This window comes from Pseudomonas synxantha BG33R (assembly GCF_000263715.2).
In the GTDB taxonomy this organism is placed as follows: Bacteria; Pseudomonadota; Gammaproteobacteria; order Pseudomonadales; family Pseudomonadaceae; genus Aquipseudomonas; species Aquipseudomonas synxantha_A.
This window is the reverse complement of the sequence record NZ_CM001514.1, coordinates 1,093,042-1,114,303: the sequence shown is the minus strand read 5'-3', so window position 1 is coordinate 1,114,303 and position 21,262 is coordinate 1,093,042. Positions and strand designations below refer to the sequence as shown.

At 61.2% G+C, this 21,262-nt stretch carries 18 protein-coding genes; 2 read left to right on the top strand and 16 right to left on the bottom strand.

Going from position 1 to position 21,262, the window contains the following annotated elements:
- Positions 1-226: 226 nt before the first annotated feature.
- On the top strand, positions 227-1,549 hold the full coding sequence (locus PSEBG33_RS22030) for an OprD family porin (RefSeq protein ID WP_005784954.1): 1,323 nt from the start codon (positions 227-229) through the stop codon (positions 1,547-1,549).
- A gap of 105 nt (positions 1,550-1,654) precedes the next feature.
- Complete coding sequence (locus PSEBG33_RS22035; RefSeq protein WP_005784952.1) at positions 1,655-3,139, top strand: diguanylate cyclase; 1,485 nt, start codon at positions 1,655-1,657, stop codon at positions 3,137-3,139.
- A gap of 67 nt (positions 3,140-3,206) precedes the next feature.
- Here the strand turns inward: PSEBG33_RS22035 and lpxC are convergent, their stop codons facing one another.
- From lpxC to mraZ, 16 genes are all read right to left on the bottom strand, one after another.
- Positions 3,207-4,118 (bottom strand): UDP-3-O-acyl-N-acetylglucosamine deacetylase, encoded by a 912-nt coding sequence (lpxC, locus tag PSEBG33_RS22040; protein ID WP_003171886.1) that lies wholly within the window; start codon positions 4,116-4,118, stop codon positions 3,207-3,209.
- A 112-nt stretch (positions 4,119-4,230) separates the two neighbouring features.
- A complete protein-coding gene (gene ftsZ, locus PSEBG33_RS22045) occupies positions 4,231-5,436 on the bottom strand; it encodes a cell division protein FtsZ (RefSeq protein ID WP_005784951.1) in 1,206 nt (401 codons plus the stop codon).
- A 75-nt stretch (positions 5,437-5,511) separates the two neighbouring features.
- The gene (ftsA, locus tag PSEBG33_RS22050) at positions 5,512-6,774 is read right to left on the bottom strand and encodes a cell division protein FtsA (protein ID WP_005784949.1); all 1,263 of its coding nucleotides are present in this window, start codon (positions 6,772-6,774) and stop codon (positions 5,512-5,514) included.
- Positions 6,775-6,789: 15 nt separating this feature from the next.
- Complete coding sequence (locus PSEBG33_RS22055) at positions 6,790-7,659, bottom strand: cell division protein FtsQ/DivIB (RefSeq protein WP_032803262.1); 870 nt, start codon at positions 7,657-7,659, stop codon at positions 6,790-6,792.
- Between the two features lie 3 nt (positions 7,660-7,662).
- A complete protein-coding gene (locus PSEBG33_RS22060; RefSeq protein WP_005784946.1) occupies positions 7,663-8,619 on the bottom strand; it encodes a D-alanine--D-alanine ligase in 957 nt (318 codons plus the stop codon).
- Entirely contained in the window at positions 8,616-10,064 is a 1,449-nt protein-coding gene (murC, locus tag PSEBG33_RS22065; protein ID WP_005784945.1) for a UDP-N-acetylmuramate--L-alanine ligase, read from the bottom strand. The genes PSEBG33_RS22060 and murC overlap by 4 nt, the downstream gene beginning before the upstream one ends.
- Positions 10,057-11,127 (bottom strand): undecaprenyldiphospho-muramoylpentapeptide beta-N-acetylglucosaminyltransferase, encoded by a 1,071-nt coding sequence (gene murG, locus PSEBG33_RS22070; RefSeq protein ID WP_005784943.1) that lies wholly within the window; start codon positions 11,125-11,127, stop codon positions 10,057-10,059. Before murG ends, murC begins: the two co-directional genes overlap by 8 nt.
- Positions 11,117-12,340, bottom strand: coding sequence for a putative lipid II flippase FtsW (gene ftsW, locus PSEBG33_RS22075; protein ID WP_005784942.1), 1,224 nt, complete (start codon positions 12,338-12,340; stop codon positions 11,117-11,119). Before ftsW ends, murG begins: the two co-directional genes overlap by 11 nt.
- On the bottom strand, positions 12,337-13,683 hold the full coding sequence (gene murD, locus PSEBG33_RS22080; RefSeq protein WP_005784940.1) for a UDP-N-acetylmuramoyl-L-alanine--D-glutamate ligase: 1,347 nt from the start codon (positions 13,681-13,683) through the stop codon (positions 12,337-12,339). The genes ftsW and murD overlap by 4 nt, the downstream gene beginning before the upstream one ends.
- A 6-nt stretch (positions 13,684-13,689) precedes the next feature.
- Positions 13,690-14,772: a phospho-N-acetylmuramoyl-pentapeptide-transferase gene (mraY, locus tag PSEBG33_RS22085; protein ID WP_005784939.1), complete on the bottom strand. Its 1,083-nt coding sequence runs from the start codon at positions 14,770-14,772 to the stop codon at positions 13,690-13,692.
- Positions 14,772-16,142 (bottom strand): UDP-N-acetylmuramoyl-tripeptide--D-alanyl-D-alanine ligase, encoded by a 1,371-nt coding sequence (locus PSEBG33_RS22090; protein WP_005784937.1) that lies wholly within the window; start codon positions 16,140-16,142, stop codon positions 14,772-14,774. Before PSEBG33_RS22090 ends, mraY begins: the two co-directional genes overlap by 1 nt.
- Positions 16,135-17,598 (bottom strand): UDP-N-acetylmuramoyl-L-alanyl-D-glutamate--2,6-diaminopimelate ligase, encoded by a 1,464-nt coding sequence (locus tag PSEBG33_RS22095; protein ID WP_005784935.1) that lies wholly within the window; start codon positions 17,596-17,598, stop codon positions 16,135-16,137. Before PSEBG33_RS22095 ends, PSEBG33_RS22090 begins: the two co-directional genes overlap by 8 nt.
- Positions 17,598-19,340 (bottom strand): peptidoglycan D,D-transpeptidase FtsI family protein, encoded by a 1,743-nt coding sequence (locus tag PSEBG33_RS22100; protein ID WP_164699553.1) that lies wholly within the window; start codon positions 19,338-19,340, stop codon positions 17,598-17,600. The genes PSEBG33_RS22095 and PSEBG33_RS22100 overlap by 1 nt, the downstream gene beginning before the upstream one ends.
- Positions 19,340-19,633 carry a cell division protein FtsL gene (ftsL, locus tag PSEBG33_RS22105; RefSeq protein ID WP_003188663.1) on the bottom strand — a complete coding sequence of 98 codons (294 nt, stop codon included), beginning with the start codon at positions 19,631-19,633 and terminating at the stop codon, positions 19,340-19,342. Before ftsL ends, PSEBG33_RS22100 begins: the two co-directional genes overlap by 1 nt.
- Positions 19,630-20,577, bottom strand: a complete 948-nt coding sequence (gene rsmH / locus PSEBG33_RS22110; RefSeq protein WP_005784932.1) for a 16S rRNA (cytosine(1402)-N(4))-methyltransferase RsmH — start codon at positions 20,575-20,577, stop codon at positions 19,630-19,632. Before rsmH ends, ftsL begins: the two co-directional genes overlap by 4 nt.
- The gene (mraZ, locus tag PSEBG33_RS22115) at positions 20,574-21,029 is read right to left on the bottom strand and encodes a division/cell wall cluster transcriptional repressor MraZ (RefSeq protein ID WP_003171868.1); all 456 of its coding nucleotides are present in this window, start codon (positions 21,027-21,029) and stop codon (positions 20,574-20,576) included. The genes rsmH and mraZ overlap by 4 nt, the downstream gene beginning before the upstream one ends.
- Positions 21,030-21,262: the final 233 nt, after the last annotated feature.

Genomic DNA, 21,262 nt, shown 5'->3' with positions numbered 1-21,262 from the left:
ACACTCTGTATCGCACCGCTCGCCTGCGTTACTTTGACGCATCGATGAGCGCGACGGCAAAGGCAGCTGACCCGCTTACCCGAATTTCCCTCGACTTATTTCCAGGGCTCTACACTGGGAATCTGTCTTAAAGCCGCTGACTTCAGCGGCTTTTTTTTGCCGTGAAAAAAGGCCGGGCACACCCCACGACACTGGCCGTTCATGATTGACCAAAGGAGCTCCACCGGTGAAGAACTCGCTGACGTTCACCCCGTTATTCCTCGCAATCGCAGCAACGATCATCCCCCTTGCCCACGCGGCGGACGCCCCGCCCGACGAAGGCTTCGTCGAGGGTTCGCACCTCACGGTCAACACCCGCAACTACTACATGAACCGCGACCGACGCGACACCCATACCGATGACAGCAAGGAATGGGGCCAGGGCTTTATCGGCACTTTCGAGTCCGGCTACACCCAGGGCACCGTCGGCTTTGGCCTGGACGTCAACGCCATGCTCGGCCTGAAGCTCGACGGCGGCGGCGGCACTGATGGCTCCAGCATCCTTCCCTACGGCAGCGGCAACGGCAAGGCACCGGGTTCGTTTTCCACCGCCGGCGGCACCTTGAAAATGCGTGCCTTCGATACCGAACTGAAAGCCGGCGACCTGTTCCTTAACAACCCGGTGATCGCCGGCGGCATGACGCGCATGTTGCCGCAGACGTTCCGGGGTGTAAGCCTGACCAACCACAGCTTTGACGGCTGGATGATCGAAGGCGGCCAGGCCAGCTTTACCAAGCTCTACAACCAGAGCGGCCATCGGCGCATCGGCACCAGCTACGGCGCATTGCCGGCCAATGCCGACAGCCAGCACCTGGACTGGGCCGGCGTGTCGTTCAGCGGCATTGCCGGGTTGACCAGCAACCTGTACGCCTCCGAACTCAAGGACGTATGGCACCAGTACTACTACGACCTCGAATATACCTACGCCCTCAATGATCTGGTCAGCCTGACCCCCGGCCTGCACTACTACCACACCCAGGACACCGGCCAATCGCTGCTGGGTGATATCGACAACAACACCTACAGCCTGCATTTCACCGTAGGCGTGGGCAACCACAGCGTCACGGCCACCTATCAGCGGGTCAACGGCAACACGCCGTTCGACTACATCACCCAGGGCGACAGCGTGTACCTGGACAACTCCCAGCAGTACTCGGACTTCAACGGCCCCAACGAGCGCTCCTGGAAGCTCAAGTACGCCTACGACTTCGCCGGCCTCGGCGTGCCGGGGCTGACGTCTGCCGTGTCCTACATCAGCGGCAAGACCGACCTGACCAAGGTCGACCCCAACAGTCGTGGCTACAGCAGTTGGTACAGCGCCGACGGCAAGGACGCCAAGCATTGGGAACGGGATATCGACGTGAAATATGTGGTGCAGGGTGGCAAGGCCAAGGACCTCGCCGTGCGCCTGCAATGGGCGACTAATCGAGGAAGCAATGGCTACTCGGCAGTGGATCGGGATGTGGATGAGTACCGTGTGATTGTGGATTACCCCATCAACATCTTCTGACAAGGTTCCAAATGTGGGAGGGGGATTGCTCCCACATTTGGGTTCTGCGACCTATTCCAGAGTTGCTACTAAGCTATTGGCATCCTCAAAGCAGAAGTGCGTCCGATGAGCCCAAGCCTTACCCGCCCTGAGCGCCTGCTTATCCTGGGCAGCACGCTGACAGTGTTGCTGATCGTGGGAGTCGTCACGGCGCTGCTGATTCGTGAACACGCCAATACCTTGCAGACGGCCAAGCGCACCGCCAATACCATCACCCAATTGATCGACGCCGACGTGTTGCGCAATGTCGAACTCTACGATGTGGGCCTCAAGGGTTTGATCACCGCTACCGAACGTACTGACCTGCAGGATGTATCCGCGAGTATCCGTCAGTTGGTGCTGTTCGACCGCTCCGCCGCCGCGCCATACAAGGGCGATGTCCTGTTGCTGGACCCCACCGGCGAGGTGATTGCCGACTCGTCACTGCTCACGATCAAGCCCGGCAACTTCGCTGATCGGGACTATTTTCAGGTTCACCGCCAGAATCCGGACGTGGGGTTGTACATCAGCCGTCCGTTCATGGCCCGCTGTGTGTGCGATGACCAATGGCGCATCGCGTTCAGCCGCCGCGTTTCGTCACCGGACGGGCGCTTCCTGGGAGTCGCCGTCGCGTCCATGCGCCTGTCGTACTTCCGCCAGCTGTTCACCAGCCTGAATATCGGCAGCAACAGCACGATCAACCTGCTCAACCACCAAGGCATCCTGCTGGCGCAAGAGCCTTTGCTGGAAGCGGATATCATCAACAAGGACCTGAGCCAACGCCCCAACGTCGCACGTATGCTGCGTGAACGGGACGGCAGTTTCCGAAGCATCTCCAGTGTCGACCATCAGGCACGCCTTTACAGTTTCTCCAATGTGGGCAATTTGCCATTGATCGTTGCGGTGGCCCTCTCCAGTGATGAAGTGTTCGCGCCCTGGCGGCGCGCGGCGTGGCTGGTCAGCCTTGCAACGGGGGTGTTATGTGTGGGTCTGTTGTGGCTGACTTGGGCGCTGTGCATGGAATTGCGCCGTCGCCATCGTGCCGAGCAGGTGCTGTCAGAACTGGCAGCCACCGACGCCCTCACCGGCCTGGCCAACCGTCGCACTCTGGACGAGCGTTTGCGTATGGAATGGGACCGTGCGCAGCGCTCAACCGAGCCGCTGACCGTGCTGATGATCGACGTGGACCACTTCAAGGCCTTCAACGACCGCCACGGCCATCAGGGTGGGGATGATGCGTTGCGGGCAGTCGCGCAGGTAATCAACAGCACTATCCGTCGCCCGGCCGACCTGGCAGCGCGTTATGGCGGTGAAGAGTTCGCCGCGGTGCTGCCCCATACCGACGCCAAGGGCGCCTGGGTGATCGCCGAGCGTATCCGCCAGAGCGTTCAGCATTTGCCGCAGGTGGCCGGGGATGATCAGCCGATCACGGTGAGCATCGGCATGAGTACCTGGCACAAGCACAGCCGTATCACCCTTGAGGACTTGCTGCTCAAGGCTGACCAAGCGTTGTATGAGGCCAAGCACAGTGGGCGCAATCGCATTGTGGACGCGGCAACCCTTCCCATATAAAACGGCGCGCCATAAAAAAAGGCCACCCGAAGGCAGCCTTTAAAAACTAAAGAAAGAGAGTTGTTACTTACACCGCCGCAACGGGACGCATGTAAGAGATCGGTGCGGTGCTGGCATCTTCGAAGGTCACGACTTCCCAAGCGTCTGTCTGCTCAATCAACTTGCGCAGCAGCTGGTTGTTAAGGGCGTGGCCCGACTTGAAGCCTTTGAACTCGCCTATCAGGCTATTGCCCAGCAGGTAGAGGTCACCGATTGCATCGAGGATCTTGTGCTTCACGAATTCGTCTTCGTAGCGAAGGCCGTCTTCGTTCAGTACACCATCCGCGTCGACCACAATGGCGTTTTCAACGCTGCCGCCGAGTGCGAGGTTGTGCTTGCGCAGGTACTCGATGTCACTCATGAAACCAAAGGTACGGGCGCGGCTGACTTCTTTTACGAACGAAGTGCTGGAAAAATCCACGCTTGCACTTTGGGTGCGGTCACGGAATACCGGGTGATCGAAATCGATCTCAAAGCTCACTTTAAAGCCTTCGAACGGGACGAAGGTGGCGCGCTTGTCGCCGTCTTCTACTGTCACTTCCCGCAGAATGCGAATGAACTTCTTGGCTGCGTCCTGTTCTTCCAGGCCGGCAGATTGAATCAAGAATACGAAGGGTCCAGCGCTGCCATCCATGATCGGGACTTCGGACGCGGAGAGCTCGACGTAGGCGTTATCGATGCCCAGGCCAGCCATGGCCGAGAGCAAGTGCTCCACCGTGTCCACTTTGACGTCACCGTTGACCAGAGTGGTCGACATCGTGGTTTCGCCAACGTTTTCCGCGCGAGCAGGAATCTGCACCACAGGGTCCAGGTCGGCACGAACAAACACGATGCCGGTGTCGACAGGTGCGGGCTTGAGGGTCAGGTATACCTTCTCCCCGGAGTGCAGACCTACACCTGTGGCACGGATAATATTCTTCAGGGTGCGTTGTTTAATCATGGCTTGGACCGCTTCAGCGCAAATTGCGAACTGGTATCAACAAAGGCTGGCGATAATAACAGACCAGACCTTTGCTGAACACCAATCACCTTCATAGCCCTGATACATTCCATTAATCGGCCTGACGACGCAGGAATGCCGGGATGTCCAGGTAGTCCAGATCATCTTGCGGATTCAGGCTACGGGATGCAGCAGCACCGGCCTGGGCCTGGTTGCGCATCACGGTCGGACGGTCCAGATCACGGTAGTTCACCGACGGCAGTTCCTGGCGAGCAGGTGCTGCAGCGGCCGCTGCCTGATTAGCCTGGCTGACCTGGCTGTTGTGCAGGGTGTTGTCGATGACCTTTACAGGCTTCTCGATTTTCGCACCCAGGCCGGTCGCAACCACGGTTACATGCAGTTCATCACGCATGTCCGGATCGATAACGGTACCCACCTTGACCATGGCGTGCTCGGACGCGAAGGCTTCGATGATGCTACCCACGTCGGAGTACTCACCCAGGGACAGGTCGGGACCTGCGGTGATGTTCACCAGGATGCCGCGTGCGCCTTGCAGGTTCACGTCTTCGAGCAACGGGTTGCGGATGGCCGCTTCGGTCGCTTCGCGTGCACGGTTAGGACCGCTGGCGCAGCCAGTGCCCATCATCGCCATGCCCATTTCGCTCATGACGGTACGAACGTCGGCAAAGTCGACGTTGATCATGCCCGGACGCTTGATGATGTCGGAGATACCGCGAACGGCACCGGCCAGTACATCGTCAGCCTTGGCGAACGCAGACAGCAGGCTTGCGTCCTTGCCCAGGATGGTCAGCAGTTTCTCGTTGGGAATGGTGATCAACGAGTCGACGCTTTCAGACAGCAGACGGATACCTTCGTCGGCAATCTGCATGCGCTTGCGGCCTTCGAACGGGAACGGACGCGTCACGACAGCGACGGTCAGAATCCCCATTTCCTTGGCCACTTCGGCAATGATCGGAGCAGCACCGGTACCGGTACCTCCGCCCATGCCGGTGGTGATGAACACCATGTTGGTGCCTTGCAGCACTTCGGCAATACGCTCGCGGTCTTCCAGAGCGGCTTGACGGCCGACTTCCGGATTGGCGCCAGCGCCGAGGCCCTTGGTCACCGCTGTGCCCAATTGCAGGATGGTCCGCGCGCCGATGCTTTTCAGCGCCTGGGCATCAGTGTTGGCGCAGATGAATTCAACGCCTTCAATGTTGCTCTTGACCATGTGGTTGACAGCGTTGCCGCCGCCACCGCCGACACCGATTACTTTGATAACCGGGCTAGCGGGGATGTTGTCTACGAGTTCAAACATGTTCCCTCTCCTTTCGTTTTCTCTAGTTTTTTCGCCTACTGCTTACTGCGGGTGCTGCGGTGTCGCGGTAAATCTTTAGAAATTGCCTTTGACCCAAGCCTGCAACCGCTCGAACAACGGCGCTTTGGCTTCGTCGTCACTGCGGTAGCTGTCGCGGATGCTCGGGCCCGACAGGGAAATGCCATCGGTCTGCTTTTGCAGCCCGTACAACAGCAAGCCCACACCGGTGGAATAAATCGGGTTGCGCACGACGTCGCCAAGGCCTTTCACGCCATGGGGCACGCCCAGGCGCACAGGCATGTGGAAGATCTCTTCGGCCAGTTCGACCGCGCCTTCCATCTTCGAGGTGCCACCGGTCAGCACGATGCCGGCCGGGATCAGATCTTCGTAGCCGCTGCGACGCAGTTCAGCCTGGATCAGGGTGAACAGTTCGTCGTAGCGCGGCTCGACCACTTCGGCCAGGGCCTGGCGCGACAGTTCGCGCGGTGGGCGGTCGCCCACGCTTGGCACCTTGATGGTCTCGCCGGCACCGGCCAGTTTGGCCAGGGCACAGGCGTAGCGGATCTTGATTTCTTCGGCGTACTGGGTCGGTGTACGCAACGCCATGGCGATGTCGTTGGTGACCTGGTCGCCGGCAATCGGGATCACCGCGGTGTGACGGATCGCACCCTCGGTGAAGATCGCGATGTCGGTGGTGCCGCCGCCGATGTCCACCAGGCACACGCCCAGCTCTTTTTCGTCGTCGGTGAGTACCGAGTAGGCCGAAGCCAACTGCTCGAGAATGATGTCGTCGATTTCCAGGCCGCAACGGCGCACGCATTTTTCAATGTTCTGTGCGGCGTTGACGGCGCAGGTCACCACGTGAACCTTGGCTTCCAGACGTACGCCCGACATTCCCAGGGGCTCGCGCACGCCTTCCTGGTTATCGATCACGTAGTCCTGCGGCAGGGTGTGCAGCACGCGCTGGTCAGCCGGGATCGCCACGGCCTGGGCCGCGTCGAGGACGCGATCAAGGTCGGCCGAGCTGACTTCACGGTCGCGGATCGCCACGATGCCATGGGAATTCAGGCTGCGGATATGGTTGCCGGCCACGCCGACAAACGCCGAGTGAATCCGGCAACCGGCCATCAGCTGCGCTTCTTCGATAGCGCGCTGGATCGATTGCACGGTGGACTCGATGTTCACCACCACGCCCTTCTTCAGGCCCCGGGACGGATGCGTGCCAATACCGACGATTTCGATCGCGCCGTCTTCCCCAACCTCGCCCACCAGCGCCACCACCTTGGAGGTGCCGATATCGAGACCGACGATCATTTTGCCGCTTTGCACGTTTGCCATGGGTCCTGCCTCTTCTTAATTCTTCGCGACAGCGGGTTGTGCTGCCGTGGGCGCGGCCGGTGCACGCCAGCCGACGGCCAGGCCGTTGGCGTAACGCAGGTCGACGCTCGCAATGTTCGTAATCTGTTCTTTCAAGGTTTTTTCATAGATGGCAATAAAGCGGCGCATCTTTTCCACCAAGCGGTCGCGTCCCAGCAACAACTCGATGCCCGGGCCGGAACTGCCTGCCCCGGTCGTCAAAAACCAGCTGCCCCGTTCACGCAGTTCCAGGCGTGCAATGGAGAAGCCCAGTGGCCGCAGCATCTGGCTCAAGGCCTGGTACTGCTGCATCACTTGCTGCTGCGCCCGCTGCGGCCCGAACAGCTGCGGCAGGTGCTCATAGTTGGCCAGCTCACGCGGGGTGAACGCCTGGCCCTGGTTGTTCAACAGCGCTTCATCACCCCAACGGGCCACGGGCAGCTGTTCTTCCAGGCGGATCGTGACCTGGTCGGGCCATACGCGGCGCACTTCGGCGTGGGCGATCCACGGCATCTGTTCCAGCTCCGAGCGCATGCCGGCCAGGTCGATGGTAAAGAAGCTCGCCGCCAGGTACGGGCCGATGCGCTGCTGTACCGCCTGCTGGCTGATGTAGCTCAAGTCGCCCTGCACGCTGATCTTGGTGATCGGCCGGTCGGCATACGGCAGCAGGCGTTGCGCGCCTTCGTAGGTACCGAAGCCCAGCACCACCAGCAATACCGGCCAGAACAGCGCCTTGATAAAGCCAAAGTTGGCTTTGGGCAGGCGCGCCGACATCGGCTCTTTGGCCACCATGCGGCTGGCACCCCGTGGCACCGGCTTGCGGCTCGGTGCTTGTGGGGGCTGATGACGAAGCGATGCGCCTTTCATGTCTTAGCCTCGTGACTCGATACTTGCCGCCAGGATCGCCAGCACCAACTGCTGAAAATCCAGGCCGGCTGCGCGAGCGGCCATCGGCACCAGGCTGTGGTCGGTCATCCCCGGTGCGGTGTTGACTTCAAGGAACCAGAAATCCCCTTGGTCATCCTGCATCACGTCTGCCCGCGCCCAACCGGCGATACCCAACGCCTCACAGGCTTTCGCCGTGAGGTCCATCAATTGCTGTTCCTTGGTTGCTTCGAGGCCACATGGAATCCGGTACTGGGTATCGGAAGCCAGGTACTTGGCGTCGTAGTCATAAAAGGTGTGGGGCGTACCCAAGGCGATGGGCGGCAATACCTGGCCACGCAGGGTGGCGATGGTGTACTCGGGACCGGAAATCCACTGTTCGACCAACACTTGCGAATCGTAGGTACTTGCCGCTTTCCATGCGTCGATCAATTCGGCGGCCGAGTTCACTTTAGCCATGCCGATACTGGAGCCTTCATGGGCTGGTTTGACGATCAAAGGCAGGCCCAGTTCCTTGGCCGCAGAAATACAATCGTCTTCGCTGCACAGCACGGCGTGACGCGGGGTCGGAATACCCAGGCTGTGCCACACCTGCTTGGTGCGCAATTTGTCCATCGCCAGCGCGGAAGCGAGGATACCGCTACCGGTGTAGGGGATGCCGGCACATTCGAGCAGGCCTTGCATGCTGCCGTCTTCACCGCCACGACCATGGAGGATGATGAAGGCGCGGTCGATCTTCTCGGCTTGCAGACGGGCGAGGAAGTCATCGCCGACGTCGATGCCAAAGGCGTTCACACCGGCACTTTGCAGCGCCTGGAGCACGGCATTACCGGACTTGAGCGACACTTCGCGTTCAGCGCTCTTGCCGCCGAACAGCACGGCGACGCGACCGAAATCGGCAGGCGCGACAGTGGAAAACAGGGAGCCGTAGTCAGTGATCATTTCGACGCCCCCTTTGCCACGGCTGCAAACAGCGGGCTCGCCAGCAACTTGGGCGCAAGGCCACCGATATCACCGGCACCCTGGCACAGCAGGATGTCGCCGGCGCGCAGCAACGGCTTGACGATAGGGGCCAGGTCGACGCCACGCTCGATGTAGATCGGGTCCAGTTGGCCACGCTGGCGGATGCTGTTGCACAGCTTGCGGCTGTCAGCGCCCGGGATCGGTTCTTCACCGGCCGGGTAAACCTCCATCAGCAGCAGCACGTTGGCATCGGCCAGTACATTGACGAAATCGTCGTACAGGTCGCGGGTACGGCTATAGCGGTGCGGCTGGTAAACCATCACCAGACGACGCTCCGGCCAGCCGCCGCGCACGGCCTTGATCACAGCGGCAACTTCGGTCGGGTGGTGACCGTAGTCGTCCACCAGCATCACGTCACCGCCTTCAACCGGCAACTGGCCGTAGACCTGGAAGCGACGGCCGACACCGGCAAAGCGCGACAGCCCTTCGACGATGGCTTCGTCGCTGACACCCTCATCGGTGGCGATGCAGATGGTCGCCAGGGAGTTCAGCACGTTGTGGTTGCCCGGCATGTTCACCGAGACATCCAGCGGTTCGCGGTCGGGACGCAGCACGGTGAAGAAGGTTTGCATGCCTTCCTGGCGTACATTGATTGCGCGCACATCGGCGTCTTCGCTAAAGCCGTAGGTCACGGTCGGACGCTTGACCTGCGGCAGGATTTCACGCACCACCGGGTCGTCCAGGCACACCACCGCCAGACCGTAGAACGGCAGGTTGTGCAGGAAGTCGACGAAGGTTTTCTTCAGTTTATTGAAGTCACCGTCGTAGGTCGCCATGTGGTCTTCGTCGATGTTGGTGACGACGGCGACCAGCGGTTGCAGGTGCAGGAAGCTCGCATCGCTCTCATCGGCTTCGGCGATCAGATAGCGGCTGGTGCCGAGCTGGGCATTGGTGCCGGCTGCATTCAGGCGGCCACCGATGACGAACGTCGGGTCCAGGCCACCGGCGGCGAACACCGAGGCGATCAGGCTGGTGGTGGTGGTCTTGCCATGGGTACCGGCGACGGCGATGCCGTGGCGATAGCGCATCAGTTCGGCGAGCATCTCGGCACGCGGCACCACCGGGATACGGCGTTCAAGGGCGGTGGCCACTTCCGGGTTGGAGGTGTTCACGGCACTGGACACCACCAGCACATCGGCCTCGGCAGCGTTCTCGGCACGGTGGCCGATAAAGATCTGCGCACCGAAGGACTTCAGGCGCTCGGTGACCGGCGACTCTTTCAAGTCCGAGCCGGACACCTGGTAGCCCAGGTTCAGCAGTACTTCGGCGATGCCGCACATGCCCACACCGCCGATACCGACGAAATGAATGCGACGGATGCGGCGCATCTCGGGTTGCGGCATGGCTTTCTGATTCTCAACCATGGGCCACCTCCAGGCAGATATCGACCACGGTGCGGGTTGCGTCAGGTTTGGCCAGGCGGCTTGCGGTGCTCGCCATGCTGTTGAGTCGTTCCGGTTGCATCAAAACCTCGGTCAGGCGTGCGGCCAAATCGGCGGCGCCAGTCGTTCTTTGCGGCAGCAGGAAGGCAGCGCCCTCCCCGGCCAAATATTCGGCGTTGCGGGTCTGGTGATCGTCGATCGCATGGGGCAAAGGCACCAGCAACGACGGCAGACCGGCAGCGGCCAGTTCACTGACGGTCAGCGCACCAGCGCGGCAGACCACCAGGTCGGCCCAGCCATAGGCTTGGGCCATGTCTTTGATGAAGGGCTGTACATTCGCCTCCACACCGGCCTCGCGATAACGCGTGGCGGTGACTTCATCATGGTTCTTGCCGGCCTGGTGGAAGATCTCCGGGCGCACATCCTCAGGAAGTTGCGCAACGGCTTCAGGCAGCAATTTGTTCAGTGGCTCGGCGCCCAGGCTTCCGCCCAGGATCAGCAGGTGCGCCTTGCGCCCGGCCAGAGCGTCACGCGCAATGGCCATGAACAGTTCGGTACGCACTGGGTTACCGGTGGTACGAAGCTTGTCCGAGGCAGCGAAGGTTTTCGGGAAGGCTTCACACACCCGCGATGCCAACGGCACCAGCAGACGGTTGGCAGTCCCGGCGACGGCGTTCTGTTCGTGCACGATCACCGGTACGCCAGCGAGCTTCGCCGCGACGCCACCAGGGCCGGTCACATAACCGCCGAAACCGAGCACACACACCGGCTTCAGTTCGCGGATGATCCTGCGTGCCTGCATGACCGCCTTGAGCAACACGAACGGCGCCTTGAGCAGGGACAACTTGCTCTTGCCACGCAGGCCGGTGACGTTGATCAGATGCAGGGGCAAACCGGCATTGGGCACCAATTCGTTTTCAATGCCACGGGGCGTACCCAACCAGTGCACGGTATAGCCGCGGTTCTGGAATTCACGGGCGCAAGCCAGGGCCGGGAACACATGCCCCCCGGTGCCGCCAGCCATGATCAACACGTTAGCGCCCATGGGTCGGCTCCTCGGCGAAGTCGCTTTCGCTGAACTCCATCTCTTCGCTGCCCAAGTGGGTTCGACTCTCCCACTCGATACGCAGCAACAAGCCAAGACAGGCGCAGCAGATCACCAACGAACTGCCACCGTAACTGAGGAACGGCAAGGTCAGGCCCTTGGTCGGCAGCAGGCCGACGTTCACGCCGATGTTGATCAGGAACTGGCCGATCCACAGGAATGCCAGCCCGTAGGCAACGTAGGCGGCAAAGAACTGCTTGGCCTTCTCGGCCCACAGACCGATGTACATGGCGCGTACACAGACGAATACGAACAGGCCGACAGTGCACAGCGAACCCACGACACCCAGCTCTTCGGCGAGTACCGAGAACACGAAGTCGGTGTGGGCTTCGGGCAGGTAGAACTGCTTCTGCACGCTGTTGCCCAGGCCCACGCCCAGCCACTCGCCGCGACCGAAGGCAATCAGCGCCTGGGTCAACTGGTAGCCGGAACCGAACTGATCGGACCAGGGGTCGGTGAAGGTAATCAGACGGGCCATCCGGTAAGGTTGCGCCTGTACCAGAATGGTCACCGCCGCGACTGCCAGCACCACCATCAAGGTGAAGCGGAACAGGCCGACGCCGCCGAGGAACAGCATGGCCGCCGCAGCGCCCATCATGACCACGGTGGCACCGAAGTCGGGCTCCATCAGCAACAGCCCGGCCATGGGCAGCAGCACGATGAAGGGTTTGAAGAAGCCCATCCAGCTTTCGCGCACTTCTTTCTGACGGCGTACCAGGTAACCGGCCAGGTAGATCACCACGAACACTTTGGCAATCTCCGAGGGCTGCACGTTGAACGCGCCGAAGCCGATCCAGCGCATCGAACCGTTCACCTCGCGGCCGATGCCGGGCACGATCACCATCACCAGCAAACCGAACGCGCCGATCAGCATCAGCCAGCCCAGACGCTGCCAGGTGGCGATAGGAATCATCATGGTGACGATGCACGCGCCGAGGCCGATCACCAGATACACCAGGTGACGGATCATCATGTAAAGGGTATTGCCCGACTGCACGGCAGCCACTTCGGAGGATGCCGAAGTGATCATCACCAGGCCCAGGCCGAGCAGCGCGAGGCACCCGGCGAGCATTGGGAAATCGAGGTCGATGCCGCGCCCGGTAATGATCGGCGACGGGTACGGCTTGATGATGTTTTTCAGGTTGAGGCTCATGCCAAGGCCTCCACGGCGCGGGCGAACAGCTGACCGCGCTCTTCGTAATTCTTGAACATGTCGAAACTGGCGCAGGCCGGCGACAGCAGCACGGCGTCCCCCGGCTGGGCCAGGGCTTTGCAGTGGGCAATGGCGTCATCCAGCGAAGTCGCGCGTACTTGCGGCACCGCGTCGCCGAGGGCGGCGGCAATCAGGTCCGAATCGCGACCCATCAGCACCACAGCGCGGCAATGGGCGGCGACCGGATTTGCAAGGTCCTTGAAGTCGGCGCCCTTGCCATCACCACCAGCGATCAGCACCAGCTTGCCGTCGATATCGGCACCCAGGCCCTCGATGGCAGCCAGGGCGGCACCGACGTTGGTGGCCTTGGAGTCGTTGTAGTAGCTCACGCCATTGAGGTCGCGTACCCACTGGCAGCGATGCTCAAGGCCAGCGAACGTACGCAGGCTGGCGAGCATGGCGTCGAATGGCAGGCCAACCGCATGACCGAGCGCCAGTGCAGCCAGGGCATTGGACTGGTTATGTGCGCCACGGATCTTCAGTTCGCGTACCGGCATCAGGTTCTGGAATTCGAAGGCCAGGTACTTCTCGCCGTTCTCTTCGCGAATGCCGAAGCCTTTGAAATCGGGTTTGCCCAGGCCGAAAGTCCAGCAAGGCATGCCCTCGCCCATCAGCGGACGGCTCAGGGCATCCTGGCGATTGACTACAAATTGCCTGGCGCCACGGAAGATCCGGTGCTTGGCCAAGTGATAAGCCGGCAGGCCGCTGTAGCGGTCCATATGGTCTTCGCTGACATTCAGCACGGTGGCCACTTCAGCGCCGAGATCGTGGGTGGTTTCCAGCTGGAAGCTCGACAACTCCATCACGTACAACTCGACGTCGTCGCTGAGCAGGTCCAACGCCGGCACACCGAGATTGCCGCCCACAGCCACGCGCTTGCCGGCCGCAGCCGCCATTTCGCCGACCAGGGTGGTCACGGTGCTCTTCGCGTTGGAACCGCTGATGGCCACGATCGGCGCCTTGGCGTTACGCGCAAACAGATCGATATCGCCGGACAGCTTGACGCCACGCGCTGCGGCAGCTTGCAGGGCGGGCGTAGCCAGGGCCAGGCCGGGGCTCACGTAGAGCTCATCGGCACGGCACAGAAACTCGACATCCAACTCGCCACAACGCACTTCCACGTGCGGGTAGTCACGGCGCAGCGTGACCAGCTCCGGTGGATTTTCCCGCGTGTCGGCCACGGCGAACGACGTGCCCCGGTTCGCCAGGAAGCGAACCAGGGACATGCCGCTCTTGCCGAGGCCGACAACGATGCGGAAGTGGTCTGAAGCGATCAGGGACACTCGTTTCTACCTCAGTTTCAGGGTGGCAAGGCCGACCAGTACCAGAATCACGGTGATGATCCAGAAACGGACGATCACACGTGGCTCGGGCCAGCCCTTGAGTTCAAAGTGGTGGTGGATCGGCGCCATGCGGAACACACGACGCCCGGTCAATTTGAAGGAAGCCACCTGGATGACCACCGACAGGGTTTCCATCACGAACACACCGCCCATGATGAACAGCACGATTTCCTGGCGAACGATCACCGCAATGGTGCCCAGGGCAGCGCCCAGCGCCAGCGCGCCGACGTCACCCATGAAGACTTGTGCCGGGTAGGTGTTGAACCACAGGAACCCCAGGCCGGCACCGATCAGCGCGCCGCAGAACACGATCAGCTCACCGGCGCCCGGTACGTAAGGGATCAGCAGGTATTCAGCGAATTTCACGTTACCCGACAGGTAGCAGAAGATGCCGAGTGCACCGCCAACCATCACCGTCGGCATGATCGCCAGGCCATCAAGGCCGTCGGTCAGGTTCACTGCGTTGCTGGAGCCGACGATCACGAAATAGGTCAGCACCACGAAGCCGACACCCAGTGGAATGCTTACATCCTTGAGCATCGGGATGATCAAGGTGGTTTCCACGGCGCTTGGCGCAGTGGTGTACAGGAAGACTGCCGCAGCGAGGCCGAACACCGACTGCCAGAAATACTTCCAGCGGCTTGGCAGCCCCTTGGAGTTTTTCTCGATCACTTTGCGGTAGTCATCCACCCAGCCGATGGCACCGAACAACAGGGTCACCAGCAGCACCACCCACACGTAGCGGTTATGCAGGTCGGCCCAGAGCAAGGTGCTGACGCCGATGGACGACAGGATCAGCGCACCGCCCATCGTCGGCGTGCCGGACTTGGACAGATGCGACTGCGGGCCGTCGTTACGAACCGATTGACCAATTTGCAGGTTCTGCAGGGTGCGGATCATCCACGGCCCCAGGAACAGTGACAAAGACAGCGCGGTCAGCACACCCAGGATCCCGCGCAGGGTCAGGTACTGAAAGACCGCGAAGCCTTTGTGGAACTGTTGCAGATACTCAGCCAGCAGCAGCAGCATTAATGTTTCTCCGTACTTGAGCCACACAAGGCTGCGACGACGTTTTCCATCACCGCGCTGCGCGATCCCTTGATCAAAATGGTTGTGTGTTTGTCGTGTTCAGTCGCCGTCAGCGCCTGGATCAATTCAGCTTGCGTCGCGAAATGCCGCGCACCGGGGCCAAAGGTGCTCACGGCGTGAGTCATGTTCGGGCCGACCGCGTAGAGCGCGTCGACCTTGCCGCTGGCGTAGGCACCCACTTCGCGATGGGACTGCTCGGCCCAGTCGCCCAGTTCGGCGATATCGCCCAGCACCAGTACTTTGCGGCCATCGAAACCCTTGAGCAGATCTATGGCGGCGCAGACCGAGGACTGATTGGCGTTGTAGGTGTCATCAATCACGCGCATGCCGTTGGCAGCCAATTGCGCCACGGTGCGGCCCTTGACCGGCTGCACCGCGCCCAGGCCCGTAGCGATACCGAACAGCGACACGCCCAGGGCATGGGCGGCGGCGGCGGCGGCCAGGGCGTTGGCAACGTTATGGTTGCCCAGCAGGTTCAACTGCACGTGTTCGCTGCCTTGCGGGGTATGCAAGGTGAAAGACGGGCAACCGCGGGCGTCAACGGTGATATTTGAAGCATGGAAGTCGGCCGCGGCATTGAGCACCGCAAACGTCAGCACCTTGCGACCGGCGGCGCGTACACGCCAGGTCTCGAAAGCCTTGTCGTCCAGGTTCAGCACAGCGGTGCCCGAGGCGTCGAGCCCTTCAAGGATTTCACCCTTGGCTTCGACGATTTTTTCCGGGCCGCCGAACTCGCCGACATGGGCGGTACCGGCATTGTTGATGATCGCCACGTGAGGCTTGGTCAGCGCCACGGTGTAGGCGATTTCGCCGATGCGCGAAGCCCCCAGCTCGATCACGGCTGCCGTGTGCTCCGGGGCCAGCTCGAGCAGGGTCAGCGGTGCGCCGAAATCATTGTTGAGGTTGCCACGAGTCGCGAGCACTGGCCCGCGCGTACGCAGGACGCCGGCAAGCAGTTCCTTGACCGTGGTCTTGCCGCTGGAGCCGGTAATGGCCGCCACCGGCTTGTCAAAAGCCGCGCGGTTGAGCGCACCCAGTTGGCCCAGGGCCAGGCGGGTATCGGCAACCAGCAATTGCGGCAAGGTGGAGTCGGCCACTTCACGCTGTACCAAGGCACCGACGGCACCTTTGGCGGCGACTTCGTTCAGGTAGTCGTGACCATCGAAGCGCGGGCCTGCCAGGGCGACAAACAACTGCCCAGGCTGAATGTTGCGGCTGTCGATACTCACGCCGTTGAAGGTGCAATCGCTCGACACTACGCGGGCCGACAGGGCCTGGGTGAGTTCGCTGAACTGCATGACTTTAAGCATGGGCGACCTCCCAGGCAGTCAAGGCGTGATCAGCCTCGACCAGATCGGAGAAGGCATGGCGCTCGCCGTTGATTTCCTGGTAGTCCTCGTGCCCCTTGCCCGCCAGCACCACCACATCGTCAGCGCTGGCGCTGGCAATCAGTTGGGCAATGGCGGCACCACGACCGGCAACGAAGGTGGCCTTGGAGGCATCTTTGAAGCCGACACGGATGTCATCGAAAATCTGGCTTGGGTCTTCGCTGCGCGGGTTGTCGTCGGTGACGAGTACGCCGTCGGCCAAACGCTCGACAATCTCGGCCATCAACGGACGCTTGCCGCGATCGCGATCACCGCCGCAGCCGAACAGGCAGAGCAATTTGCCCTTGGCATGTGGGCGCAGCGCTTCGAGAACTTTTTCCAGGGCATCCGGGGTATGGGCGTAATCGACCACCACCAGCGGCTGCTTGCCGCCACCCAGGCGCTGCATACGGCCAGCCGGGCCCTCAAGCTTGGGCAGTACGCGCAGGATTTCATCCAGGGCGTAATCCAGCCCCAGCAGCGCGCCGATGGCAGCAAGTACGTTGCTCAGGTTGAAGCGGCCGAGCAAGGTACTGCGCAAGTGGTGTTCGCCCTGGGGCGTGACCAACGTGGCGCGTACGCCCTCGTCATTGAACTGGGCTTCGCGGCAATACAGGTAGGCACTGGAATCTTTCAGGCTATAGCTGATCAGGCGTGCTTCGCTTTCTTCGCCAGCCAGTTGACGGCCAAATGCGTCGTCCAGGTTGATCACTCGGCACTTCAGGTCATTCCAGGCAAACAGCTTGGCCTTGGCGGCGGCGTACGCCTCCATGGTGCCGTGGTAGTCGAGGTGATCACGGGACAGGTTGGTCATCACCGCAACGTCAAAGGCCAGGGCAGCCACTCGCCCCTGATCCAGACCATGTGAGGAAACTTCCATTGCAACCGCCTTGGCGCCGGCCTTTTTCAGGTCGGCCAGGGTCGCTTGCACGGCAATCGGGTTCGGCGTGGTGTGCAGGCCGCTTTGCAGCGCACCATAAAAGCCAGTGCCCAGGGTGCCGACGATGCCGCAGTGCTGGCCCAAAAGGTCAAGGGCCTGGGCGACCAACTGGGTCACGCTGGTCTTGCCATTGGTGCCGGTCACGCCGATCAGGTTGAGCTGGCGGCTCGGGTCGCCGTAAAAACGCCCGGCGATGTCAGAGAGCTGCGCAGCCAGGCCCTTGACTGGAATCAACGGCACGTCGGTGATCGGCAGCACAGTGGCGCCTTCCACTTCATAGGCCACAGCCGCCGCGCCGCGTTGCAGGGCGTCTGCGATATGCGCACGACCGTCGAACTTGCCGCCAGGCACCGCCAGGAACAGGTCACCGGCGCGTACGTTGCGGCTGTCCAGGCTCAATTCGCGAATCAGCAGATCGCGGCCGGCATGGGCAAAAATCTTGTTGAGGCTCAGAGACATCAGCCGCGCCCTCCATTGGCTTTGACAGCGGCGGCCGGTGGTCCGGCGTTGGCTTGTTGGGTCGGCGGCAGGTTGTCCGGCGTGATGTTCATCAGGCGCAGGGTGCCGGACATCACTTTGCTGAACACCGGCGCCGATACCAGGCCACCGAAGTAGCCGGCTTTACTCGGTTCGTCGATCACCACGACGATGGCGTAGCGCGGGTCGCTCATCGGGCCGAAGCCAGCGAACAGCGAGCGGTAGGAATTTTCGGCGTAGCCCTTGGTGCCTACCGATGTCTTGCGCGCAGTACCCGACTTGCCTGCCACGTGATATGCCGGCACCTGGGCACGGAACACCCCGCGTGGAGCTTCGATCACTTGTTGCAGCATGCCCTGGATGGTCTTGGCGACTTTTTCCGGAATGACCTGATTGGCTTTCGGCGGTTCATCCACATGGATCAGGCTCAACGGCACCATGCGGCCGTTGTTGGCTAATACAGAGAACGCGTGGGCCAGCTGGATCGCAGTGACCGACAGGCCGTAGCCGTAGGACAGCGTGGCAGTCTCGGCCTTTCTCCACTCGCGGTAGTTCGGCAGGTTGCCCACGCGCTCACCCGGGAAATCGAGGCCGGTGGGTTGCCCCAGACCGATTTTTTGCGCCAGGTGATAGATCGTTTCGCCGCCAATGTCGAAGGCGACCTTACTCATGCCCACGTTACTGGAGTTGATCAGGATACCTGTCAGATCCAGCACCGGACCTTCGCTGCGGGATACGTCGCGAATGGTGTATTTGCCCAGTTGCAAGGTGCCTGGGTAAACCTCGACCTTGTCGGTAGGTTTCCAGCGCCCGGTTTCCAGGGCAGCGCTCATGGAGATGGCTTTCATGGTCGAACCCGGCTCGAACACGTCGATCATTGCGCGGTTACGCATCATCGCCGGCTGCAGGTTGCGACGGTTGTTGGGGTTATAGGTCGGCTGGTTGACCATGGCGAGGATCTCGCCGGTCTTCACGTCCATGATCACCAGGCTACCGGCCTTGGCGCCGTTCTCGATGATCGCGTTACGCAGTTCGCGGTTGGCCAGGTATTGCAGGCGCAGATCGATCGACAACGCCAGAGGCTTGCCGGCCTTGGCGTTTTTGGTGACCTGGACATCCTTGATCAGCCTGCCGCGCCGATCCTTGATGACCTGCCGCTTGCCCGGAACTCCGGCCAGCCATTCGTCGTACGCCAGCTCAACACCTTCGCGACCATGATCATCGATATCGGTAAAGCCGACCATGTGCGCGGTGGTTTCACCGGCCGGGTAGAAACGACGAAACTCCTCGATGCCGTAGACACCGGGGATTTTAAGGTCGAGCACCTGCTGGCCTTGCTCGGGGGTGAGCCCGCGAACCAGATAGATGAATTCCTTGTTGGCCTGGGCTTCGAGGCGATCGGTCAGGGCCTTGCGGTCCTGGCCAAGGGCGGCGGCCAGCTCGGGCCACTTGTCCTTGGCAACTTGCAGCTCTTTAGCGTTGGCCCACAGCGTCGTCACCGGGGTACTGACGGCCAGGGGCTCGCCATTGCGGTCGGTGATCAGGCCGCGGTGCGCAGGAATTGGAATATGCCGCAGGCTGCGGGCGTCACCCTGGCCGATCAGGAAGTCGCGGTCGACCACCTGCAGGTCGAAGATGCGCCAGACGATCGCACCCACCATCAATGCCAGCAAGCCGAGCATCAGGCGGAAGCGCCACGGGTAGAGTGCGCCTTCGAGCTTCATCATGGCGCCACCATGCGGACTTCGGCCGCGCCCGGGATGTGCATCTTCAGCTGCTCGGTAGCCAGCACTTCGATACGGCTGTGGGCTGTCCAGGTACTTTGTTCGAGGATCAACCGGCCCCACTCCGCCTGCGCCTTGTCACGCACGCTCAACTCCCCATACAGGGTATTGAGCAACTGGCGGTTCCAGTGGGCGCTGTAGGACACCGCAATCGCGGACACCAGCACGCCGACAAACAGCAGCAACATAAAGAAGCTGCCGCCCGGCAGGGGTTTGGCGAAAAGCTTGCTCACCGCAGCTTCTCCGCGACGCGCATGACGGCGCTACGGGAACGTGGGTTGGCCTTGAGTTCGGCTTCGGAAGCGAACTGCGCTTTGCCATGGATTTTGATTTTCGGCACAAAGGCTTCGAAACGTACCGGCAGGTTGCGCGGCAGGTTGTCGGACTCGCCCTTGACCAGACGACGCATGAACAGTTTGACGATGCGGTCTTCCAACGAGTGGAAGCTGATCACCACCAGGCGACCGCCCACTTCCAGAGCATCCAGAGCGGCTTCGAGGCCGGCTTCCAGATCACCCAATTCGTTGTTGACGTGAATGCGCAGGCCCTGGAACGCACGGGTTGCCGGGTTCTTGCCCTTTTCCCACGCTGGGTTGGCGACCTTCAGCACTTCAGCCAGGTCGGCGGTACGCTCGAATGGCTGGATTTCCCGACGCTCGACCACGGCACGCGCCATCCGGCCGGCGAAGCGTTCTTCGCCGTATTCCTTGAATACGCGGGCGATTTCTTCCACCGGTGCGGTGGCGATGAACTGGGCAGCGCTGACCCCTCGGGTGGGGTCCATGCGCATGTCCAGGGGGCCGTCGTTCATGAAGCTGAAGCCGCGCTCCGGGTCGTCGAGCTGCGGCGAAGACACGCCCAGGTCGAGCAAAACCCCGGCCACCTTGCCTGCCATGCCGCGCTCGGCGACTTCGGCACCCAACTCGGCAAAGCTGCGCTGCACAACGACAAAGCGGCCGTCTTCGGCCGCTAGCGCTTGCCCGGTGGCAATCGCTTGAGGGTCCTTGTCGAACCCGAGGAGCTTACCGTCGGGCCCGAGCTGGCTGAGTATCAAACGGCTGTGCCCGCCCCTGCCGAAGGTGCCATCCAAATAGCAGCCATCCGCGCGTACGGCGAGAGCCTCAACGGCTTCGTCAAGCAGTACGGTGATGTGGTTAAAGCCGCTATCAATAGTCACAGGATCAAATCACGCAGTTCATCAGGCATCGCGCCCGGTTGTTGAATAGCAGCCAGGTCAGCTGCAGAAACAGCATCCCAGGCATCTTCGTCCCACAATTGGAACTTGTTCAGTTGGCCTACCAGCATTGCGCGCTTGTCGAGCTTGGCGTACTCGCGCAGACGCGGCGGTACCAGGAAACGACCGCTGCCATCGAGTTCTAGGTCAACGGCATTGCCGATCAGCAAACGCTGGAGGCGGCGGTTTTCTTCACGCAATGAAGGCAGCGCGCGCAACTTGGTTTCAATCAACTCCCACTCATCGAGGGGGTAAACACACAAACAAGGGTCAACGGCGTCAATCGTGATGATTAACTGCCCTGAACTTCGCGAAATGAGCTCGTCACGATACCGGCTCGGCATGGCGAGACGGCCTTTTGCATCGAGACTGATAGCGTTAGCTCCGCGAAACACAGATGCGTTTCTCCAAATTTTAGCGTTTTACGTTCAAAAAACCCACTTTGTGCCACTTTCCGCCACTTGCGCACACTATAGGAATGCGCCTACCACACCGTCAAGGCGCGTATTCAAGGAAAAGCCTTACAGAACGGAGATTTAGGAAGGTAAAAGGAGGAGAAACGAGAGTTTGCCGATGTTTTTGACTCAACAACGGCAAATAGCTCATGGAGCTACGACTTAAAGTTAAA

Bases quoted from the DNA above. Each gene is read 5' to 3' on its own strand.
- PSEBG33_RS22060 (WP_005784946.1), bottom strand. From the start codon at position 8,619: ATGATCACTGACTACGGCTCCCTGTTTTCCACTGTCGCGCCTGCCGAT.
- murG (WP_005784943.1), bottom strand. From the start codon at position 11,127: ATGGGCGCTAACGTGTTGATCATGGCTGGCGGCACCGGGGGGCATGTG.
- murC (WP_005784945.1), bottom strand. From the start codon at position 10,064: ATGGTTGAGAATCAGAAAGCCATGCCGCAACCCGAGATGCGCCGCATC.
- PSEBG33_RS22035 (WP_005784952.1), top strand. From the start codon at position 1,655: ATGAGCCCAAGCCTTACCCGCCCTGAGCGCCTGCTTATCCTGGGCAGC.
- PSEBG33_RS22100 (WP_164699553.1), bottom strand. From the start codon at position 19,340: ATGAAGCTCGAAGGCGCACTCTACCCGTGGCGCTTCCGCCTGATGCTC.
- PSEBG33_RS22095 (WP_005784935.1), bottom strand. From the start codon at position 17,598: ATGTCTCTGAGCCTCAACAAGATTTTTGCCCATGCCGGCCGCGATCTG.
- ftsZ (WP_005784951.1), bottom strand. From the start codon at position 5,436: ATGTTTGAACTCGTAGACAACATCCCCGCTAGCCCGGTTATCAAAGTA.
- ftsA (WP_005784949.1), bottom strand. From the start codon at position 6,774: ATGGCAAACGTGCAAAGCGGCAAAATGATCGTCGGTCTCGATATCGGC.
- PSEBG33_RS22090 (WP_005784937.1), bottom strand. From the start codon at position 16,142: ATGCTTAAAGTCATGCAGTTCAGCGAACTCACCCAGGCCCTGTCGGCC.
- lpxC (WP_003171886.1), bottom strand. From the start codon at position 4,118: ATGATTAAACAACGCACCCTGAAGAATATTATCCGTGCCACAGGTGTA.
- PSEBG33_RS22055 (WP_032803262.1), bottom strand. From the start codon at position 7,659: ATGAAAGGCGCATCGCTTCGTCATCAGCCCCCACAAGCACCGAGCCGC.
- mraY (WP_005784939.1), bottom strand. From the start codon at position 14,772: ATGCTGCTGCTGCTGGCTGAGTATCTGCAACAGTTCCACAAAGGCTTC.
- ftsW (WP_005784942.1), bottom strand. From the start codon at position 12,340: ATGAGCCTCAACCTGAAAAACATCATCAAGCCGTACCCGTCGCCGATC.